Origin of the sequence: Trichocoleus sp. FACHB-90, assembly GCF_014695505.1 — a bacterium.
Classification (GTDB): domain Bacteria; phylum Cyanobacteriota; class Cyanobacteriia; order Cyanobacteriales; family FACHB-T130; genus Funiculus; species Funiculus sociatus.
On sequence record NZ_JACJOK010000012.1, the window covers coordinates 1 to 7,871 of the forward strand.

Below are 7,871 nucleotides of genomic sequence, written 5' to 3' on the forward strand. Positions count from 1 at the left end.
ATTGAAGAGCTAGAGTATTTATTGCATCAGCTTTTAAATGAAGGGGAGTTGATTATTAAATGGGGACGAAAGATTAAAAACAAGGGTGATGCTCTTACCACAGTTTAAATGCTTAACAGCTTACCAGACTGAGATTGCGGTGATATTTCTCATCAAAACTTCAAAGTGCTAGCACCAGACCCGCATAGATTCGATGGCGATAAAGACGGTAGAGAATGCGAACAATGAATGAACAGTTATCTTAATCACCTTGAGACAAATAATCTGTTATTCGGCAGGTGGGTAGATGATCGTGTGTGAGCGATCGCGCTGATTGTTTCCATCGCTGGTCAAAATCCAGCAAGTGGCTTAGCGGGGTTATCCGTTAAGGTAAGGTTATCGACGCTTAAAAGTGTTAGTGGAAATCCAAAAAGTTGCCAGTAAAGTTCCAGGTCGCTACATATTTATGAGCCGTATAACTACTTCCTAGAAAGCCAGTTGAGTGGGTAGCGGTAAATATGGAGTCAAAAGGCAGATAGAAGAGTGAGTGAGGCATTCCATCCTAATTATGGAAAAATCTTCTCGCCAGCAAGCCCTTGACACTTTAATCGGCTAAAGGTTATGCTCTATAGCAGCACTAATTAAATATCCAATCCCAAAAAGGGCGACTCTGTATTGAGCCGCCTTTTTTGTTTTTTGGGCTAAATAAATTCCTATCAAATAGTTAGGAACTTAGCCTAAATAGCCGTAATAAATATTGCTAACAAATATTTATTACGTTGGGCAAATACCTTGAAGCTTCAACCTGATATATTTAGGGCTTTTCCAGCTTTTCTATCGGTCAAAAGTTAGAGAAAGTTTGGATAAGTTGAGTGCCATACCGTTCATCCCACTACGTTACAAATAACCACTCTCGGAGAAAACAAAATGGATCTCTTAATCAACCGCCCGCAAACTCTCGCCGATGCTTATCAGCTTTATTCGGATGCTCTTAAATCGCAACATTTGGATAAGGAAACTGATGTAACTGCTTCGACTCGTACTGCTTTAATTCGCTTTACCTTACCTAAATGGGGATTTCCCTTACCGAATCGGAAAAAGCTCACACAAGCGGATGTTAACGCTGGTTTAGATTTTATGAAACAGGTTCCTATTCATGAATTGAATCATGCTCTTGAGTACCAACAAGAAGTTTTTGCCAGTTTGGGCAATCCTGGTAGCTCTCGTACTTATCGCTTGCATCTAAAAAGAATGGTGGATTGGTGCCGTCAGCAGTCTTGGTGGAAAGTTTCTGCCAAAACGGATGCTCACCAATATTGTCCCCCCATTCGGATCAGCAGAGGTCGAGTCGGCGATAATGTTCGGGTCACTAATAAAAAGCTAACCCCTAGTTCTCCTAACTTTTCTTATGGGTTAAAAGACCCGGAAATTCCCAGGGAATTACAAGCCTCTCTCAACGATTTCTTAAAGTTTCAGACCAGCGTGATTGGCACTCGCAAACGCCAAGATGGACCCATACGTGAAGGTAGCGCTAAAGGTCACGTTAATTCAGCCAAAAGATTGTTGGGTTGGCTTCATTATTACAAAGGCGTACTCCTAGAAGAGTTAAACCTTAAACAGCTTGTTTTTGGTAGTGGCTTAACGCCTGATGGTCAGCGAGATGAAGCGACTATCGATAAAACAATGGACTTGCTCGACGAACACCTGCAATGGTTACGAGAGACTCGCGAGGCATCCCCAAATACTGAATTAAAAGTTGTGGAAGCTAGTGTGGCAATCGCTAAGTTTCTCTATCACAAGGAATCTAAATGCAAATCTCGCGACGAGGTTTCAAACAAACGGGTTGGATACAGAGATATTCCAATTATTGAGGAATTGCGGCGATTGGAATGTGATATTATGGTGCGGGTTAATAATACGCCTCGCAAATCAGATGAGTCGAAAAAATGGATAACATGGCCGACGTTTAAAGCTTGTGTACAGCGTTTGTTAGAAGAATGTGCACCCCGAACTAAATGCGGTACAAAACGTTCGGAGCGCACTGTGGCTCAATGTAATCAAGTCGCTTTAATTTTTCTGGTGCTAAGTTTTTTCCCTGACCGGGGACGCACGATTCGGGAATTGGAGCTAGGACGAACTTTAATTAATCGGGATGGTAAGTGGTTCGTTGAACACACTGCTACTGACTTTAAAACTGGAGACAGCTACTGCAAGAATGGTCAGAAACGAATTATTGAGCTTCCAGCGAATGTTTATCCGTTGCTTGAGGAGTGGTTATCTCAATGGCGGCAGGTTTTCAAACCAGATCATCCCTATGTTTTCACCCAGCCGAATGGGAAACCGATGAGTGATGGTTCTCTGTACAACTATGTCCGGAAACGAGTGTATCGTTTGACGGGACAGGCTTTTACACCGCACATGGTCAGGGATGCAATTGTGACTCATCTGAAACTCTCTGGTACGTCAGATGAGGTGCTGGCGGCTTTAGCTGATCTGATGCCTCATTCTCCAGAGATGCAGCGCAAAGTTTACGACCGTCGTACTCCTGAACAAAAGGTGGCTCCTGCATTAATGACGTTGCAGTCTTTACCTACAGGTTCTTTGCCTCCACCGCCACCGTTATCGGTCAAGAATCCTTCAGAGTAGACATAGAGAAGCGCATCAAGTTGAGATAGTTTTGGCTGTGGATATCAATTTCTTGTGTTGCTTCCCAAAAGGTGTTTTTTGGAGCTGGCTTTTCAAACACTTTGTTTGGGTTTGAAAAGTCCTGTTAATTCTGAGCCTACCGGCTTTACAAAGGGACAGGAGCGTGGGTGTTAGCTTAAAGCTTAACGCCCACGCCTAAGCATAAGGGCGAGGTTGTCGTTTTGTAGTAAATTTTCTGCTGACTACGATTGGCACACAATTGTTAGTGCGATCTCATTGCAATAGTTAAACGAGCGATCTCGCTCCGACGACAAACGCGATCGCTCAATCCCATCAGCGCGGTATACCGCGTTCATGAACTACAACGAGCGATCGCGCTCAATCTCATGGGCGCAGTACACCGTCCTTCATGAACTCAACAAGCGATCGCGCTCATGAACTACAACGAGCGATCGCTCAATCCCCTGAGCGCGGTATACCGCGTTCATGAACTACAACGAGCGATCGCGCTCAATCCCCTGAGCGCAGTATACCGTCCTTCATGAACTACAACGAGCGATCGCTTACTCTCGGAAATAAGGGGTACGCTCATATCTTAGATTTCGATTAGCAGCAGCTAACAATTTTATTTCCCAATGGCATTCATGGGGTATCCAAGTGTTCATGGGGTCATCAAGTGTTCATAAGTTGCTTGCCTCGTTGTCGCCGCGGTTTGACTGCAATCGCTGGTACAACTTTAGCGCCGCCGCGATCGCATCCGAGCCTCATTGCATCTTCCTGAGTGCGAGGGTCAGATTTTCTTTGTGTCCCTTTATGAACTCATTCACGGACACAGATTTAGGGTTTAGGCGGATTGAGACGGAATTTTCCGTTACTGCTTTTTCGGGAACTCGGTTCAAGCGATCGCGTTAGCCCATTGCCGCCATCTCCCGAAGCTCTGCCCTCTTCTTTTTGGGAATCAATGCCCAAATTGCCTGCTTCGCCTGCTGGCAGAAGTCTCGGAACATCCTGAATACTGCCACCACTACCTCTGGAGAATCCGCGATCATCAAGTAGTTTGCACACTCTTCAACTTCTTCAGGGGTGAGCGCGGGGGGAGGGCTCGCGCTCCCCTCATTGATAAGCTGGGGTGTAGTTTGGTCGTCTGGCTTGTCTAAATACTCTTTATTACCAGGGGTGACTACGGTATCAGATGTTGATACATTTTGCCGTTCTGCCTGCCGCGCCGCCTCATCTCGTGCCAGCCATGCGGCGAATACCTGGTCGCGCCCGTCTGCTGGATCTGAGAACCCGTAAACTCGCTGCTGTTGACCTCTCGCGCCTTCCTTACGGAGTAAGTTTAATCGCAGTCCGAGCTTACCCAGTAGTTTCTGCGCGATCGCTATTGGTGAATCTTTCTCGTTGATGGTGATGCCCAACGCTGCTCTGATCTGCCACCGGGCGGCGATCGCATTCTGGGACATCTCCTGAAGGTCGGCATCGCTGCCCTTAAATTCCCGCTCGGTATCCAACAAGCGCAGTACACCCAGCCTTTCTAAACCGGCGATGGATGCGCCGATGACTGCTTTATTTAGATCGGGTAGCCACGCCGCGCCCTCCCCCTGCTCTCGAATGGTAGCCACCCGTTTCTTATCCCTGGCTGGAAGATGCTGTTTCCCCATTGTCAAGTAGTAGTGCATCGTCAGTTTAGGGTGCCATCCATCGTCGTCCTTGATTACCAAGTTGGGTGTCACATTGGTTCCGTAGCGCAGTTTTAGAGAATGCTTGCGCTCCTGGTAGCGTTCTTGTTGGGTTTTCGAGCGCTTCTCTTTGAGCTTTTCAAAGTCAGCTTGGCAAATGACAGGAGCGTTGGCGATCGCGTCAGCTTCTTTTTGGTGTTCAGCATCTCGAACCTCAGTAAGCTCCTCTGATATCTCGTTGCCGTCGCCGCCGTCTACAGTGATAATTTGATGCCCCTCAGCTTTCAATCCAGCTAGAATACTCCCACGATAATCAATCATTCCCGCGTTTACCCTGACAGCCATTTTTGCCCATGCCCGCAGGCTCACAGCATCGAAAGCGGTATCTAAATCGTCACAATCAAAATCGGCAGTCTTAAGAGCTTGAAGATTAGCCTTGATGAGTTTGTGTTGACTCGCCAGTAGAGATTTAATGCTGGTGGCACCGTTACCGATTTTTCCCAACCCGTGAGGCGCTGCCCAGATATGCCGTTCCACAGGCTCCCGAACTCGCGCCAAGGCTTGACGGGCGGAGTTTTCTGGACTAACACCTTGGAGGATTGCCCAGACGCCTGTAAAGTGTCCCTTTATATCGATTGAAACTCCTGTTTCAATCGAAGGGCTTGCAAGCACATAATCGTACTGGGGCAGCAGCTCATTTAAATGACTGGTGCAGCCGAAAGCAGGATGATTAGGATCTGCGACACTTTCAGAGTCAATCCGCAGCCCTTTTAAATGGGGGAATTTCTTAGAAAAATGAGCCTCAAGGTTGCGAGTACCAAAACGAGATTTAGCCTTCTGCCCGCTACAACAGATAAAAGGTTTTCCTCCCCTCTTCATGTCTTCTTCTAGCGCCGCAATCATTGCCGCTGGGGTCGTGTCCTGGTAGTTGTGAACCTTCCATCCAACAGCTGGCTCCCATTCGTTAACGACAATCCAAGGATTGACGCTGACCCCTGCCAAACTTTGAATGTAATCAAGCGTCAGGTCGCTTAAATCAGCATCGCTCAAAATTACTCGCCCAGTGTCGCTTTTGAGGGCATTGGTTATTAGAGTTTTAAACTCTTTCAGGATGGCTACGCGATCGCTTTGGCAGGTGCTTGAGTTCAGCATATGCCAAACCACTTGCTCTGCCTCATCTAAAATTACGGTGCCATCGTGCCAATTTTCTGCCGTAAACCGCGCTTGTGACTTTAGATGCAAACTATCGATGCACAGCCCAAAACCTAGTAGGCGGCCCGTTTCGCAGTCGCGAATTTCACTAACGTAGGGAATCCCGAACTTCCGAGATAACTCCATCCCAAGCTGTACGCGATGGGTTAATATCAGCACCCACTCGCCTCGATGTAATGCCTCTGCTGCGAGTTTGACTAAGCTTTCGGTTTTGCCACTCCCCTTGGGGCTTTTAATGCCTACCAGTTTGGCATCGCTGGGGATGGACAGTTCTCCCAAATACTGCTGATTGAGTCTTAGGCTGGGGGGATGAGTTAACTGAGAATATAAGCGCGATCGCCATTCGTCCAATGATTGCGCTGACTCGTAGCATTTCTCAAAAGCTTCAATGCCATTAGCAACAATGAAATCATCAACCCCCTTCTCAGGTTGAGTCCAGGTAATTACTCGAACCTCGCAGCCAAGTTTTACGAGTAGCTGACCTGTTTTTTCGATGGCGTTGTTGACACTGCGAATGGTTTTCCTCTTCTGGTCATGGTCGAAAACGAAGTAAACCGGATGGTTTTTTAAAATTTCCAATTCTGGAATTAGTTTGCGGCTGTCTCCAGGATTCCAGCCCTCATCCTGGAGCCGTCGATAGCCGGAGGTGATTCCCGGCAAGGCGATCGCTGCGAATCCAACCGATAGCAGTGCCGCTGCTTTTTTCGCCCCCTCCGAGATGCAGACTGGGATTTTATTCTCTAAAACCCATCCCCAGAAACTTTTATCTTCAAGCCTTTTTAACTTTTTCTGATGAGTACGGGGTGCCATTCTCCCAGTTCTGGGTAGTATTGCAGTTCCGTTTCGATGCCCGCACTTGATAACCTTTCTTGAAATTCTGAAGCCCTTTCCTCTTGCCTGCTCTGTTTTGCTTTGAGCTTCGCCTGTTTGGTTTTGAGCTTCGTTTGTTCGGTGTGTTGGCAGAAACCTTTCCCAGTATTCTCTTTCAAGACCATACCTCCTAGCTATTCTCAGGCTTGTTTTGAAATCAATTCGTAGAAAAAATGCTCGTGTGGCAACCTTTATTGGATGTTCATATTTTATCGGTTTCTTATCAGCATTTCTACGCGGAGAATTTGATTTAAAACAGCCCCACTGCATCAGTTGCAATTTATCCAATGGGTCTCGCCCACTACACCACCAGCCGCCTTTTTCAACATGGGCATATTGATTGAGCATCCAATTGGGAACTCGCCCGGTGTTAGTGCGTTCAATTTTTGGTGAGTAAAATAGCTGTTCGTGAGGCGCAGATCCGGAAAACGATCGCACATTCAACTCGATAATCGAATCCTTTACGCCGCTGCCCTGCCATTCCTCTAAGTGCTTTTGGTCGATCATTGTGCGACCTCCAGAAAACAATCGCACTCAGCGCATCGGCGGCTGGGCTTCAGATCGGGCATGATAACTGGAACTGTGACAGATTTCTGGGAATCGCAAAGCCAGCAATTCAAATTCTGTGTGAGCGCGATCGCAAAGAGCGCATCCTCACCGCACAGTCCTGCCACTTCAAGTGAATTGAGCGTATCTGTCAGTTGATGTCTTTCGACGAAGCCAGACATCGGCGAGCGCTCTGAAATACTTGTAAACTCTAGCTTTCCCCCTAGAGTTGGGGTAGAATGCAGACTATAAGTATTCATGGGGGGGTGCCTCTTTGTGGTGATTGGAGCAACCCTCTATTTCCCTTTTTAAAGCCTGCCTGTTAACTTGAAAGTAAGTATTCTTAGTCTGGTGACTGGAAGGTGCTAGGAAGGCGGTCTTTGAGGCAGGCTTTTTAAGGTAGATGGAAGGTTGCCAGATTTTTTTATGGTTTTTTTACGTTAATCCTAGTTTTGTCTAAAATTGCCTCTCCGGAGAAAATCGCGCACAGATATTAACTTTTGTAAAGTATTACTTACGATAACTCCCTCCTTCTTTCTGCGTTTCCAAGGGGTAGCCATTCTCCCAGCCTCCACCTCGACCTGTTCTATTAATGCGTTGTATCAGCTTGTATAGGGACTCACGCTGCTTATCGTACTCATCAAGCTTTCTCTTCAGTGTTTTATTTTTCTGGTTCTTTGCAATAGCCCGACAGAAGTTAAGGCACAAAATACGCAACCTTGTAAATTCTTGGGCATGGCTGCTGGTAGACGCTAAATTTGCATTGAAGTCTCTTAGTGTTCTCTGTTCTTCAGAATTAAGCGATCGCTTTTCCGACAGTATTTGGGGTTGGGTCGAGGGGGAGTATTATCTCCCGCCCCTCCCAGTTAAATCCGGACGTGCCCCTTTCGGTGCATCCGGCTTCCGATGTTCTTAGCTTTCGCGTTTGCCCATGTGGGT

At 46.9% G+C, this 7,871-nt stretch carries 4 protein-coding genes; 2 read left to right on the top strand and 2 right to left on the bottom strand.

Features of this window, described 5'->3' with window-relative positions:
• Nucleotides 1-906: 906 nt before the first annotated feature.
• Both H6F74_RS03000 and H6F74_RS03005 read left to right on the top strand, forming a co-directional pair.
• Entirely contained in the window at nucleotides 907-2,625 is a 1,719-nt protein-coding gene (locus H6F74_RS03000) for a site-specific integrase (protein ID WP_190436096.1), read from the top strand.
• A 663-nt stretch (nucleotides 2,626-3,288) separates the two neighbouring features.
• Nucleotides 3,289-3,537: a hypothetical protein gene (locus H6F74_RS03005; protein ID WP_190436099.1), complete on the top strand. Its 249-nt coding sequence runs from the start codon at nucleotides 3,289-3,291 to the stop codon at nucleotides 3,535-3,537.
• Here the strand turns inward: H6F74_RS03005 and H6F74_RS03010 are convergent.
• Together H6F74_RS03010 and H6F74_RS03015 are read right to left on the bottom strand one after the other, a co-directional pair.
• Nucleotides 3,534-6,893 (bottom strand): plasmid replication protein, CyRepA1 family, encoded by a 3,360-nt coding sequence (locus tag H6F74_RS03010; protein WP_190436102.1) that lies wholly within the window; start codon nucleotides 6,891-6,893, stop codon nucleotides 3,534-3,536. The two genes, H6F74_RS03005 and H6F74_RS03010, sit on opposite strands and share 4 nt — an antisense overlap.
• Nucleotides 6,890-7,192 carry a hypothetical protein gene (locus H6F74_RS03015; RefSeq protein ID WP_190436105.1) on the bottom strand — a complete coding sequence of 101 codons (303 nt, stop codon included), beginning with the start codon at nucleotides 7,190-7,192 and terminating at the stop codon, nucleotides 6,890-6,892. Before H6F74_RS03015 ends, H6F74_RS03010 begins: the two co-directional genes overlap by 4 nt.
• Nucleotides 7,193-7,871: the final 679 nt, after the last annotated feature.

Bases quoted from the DNA above. Each gene is read 5' to 3' on its own strand.
- H6F74_RS03000 (WP_190436096.1), top strand. From the start codon at position 907: ATGGATCTCTTAATCAACCGCCCGCAAACTCTCGCCGATGCTTATCAG.
- H6F74_RS03005 (WP_190436099.1), top strand. From the start codon at position 3,289: ATGGGGTCATCAAGTGTTCATAAGTTGCTTGCCTCGTTGTCGCCGCGG.
- H6F74_RS03010 (WP_190436102.1), bottom strand. From the start codon at position 6,893: ATGATCGACCAAAAGCACTTAGAGGAATGGCAGGGCAGCGGCGTAAAG.
- H6F74_RS03015 (WP_190436105.1), bottom strand. From the start codon at position 7,192: ATGAATACTTATAGTCTGCATTCTACCCCAACTCTAGGGGGAAAGCTA.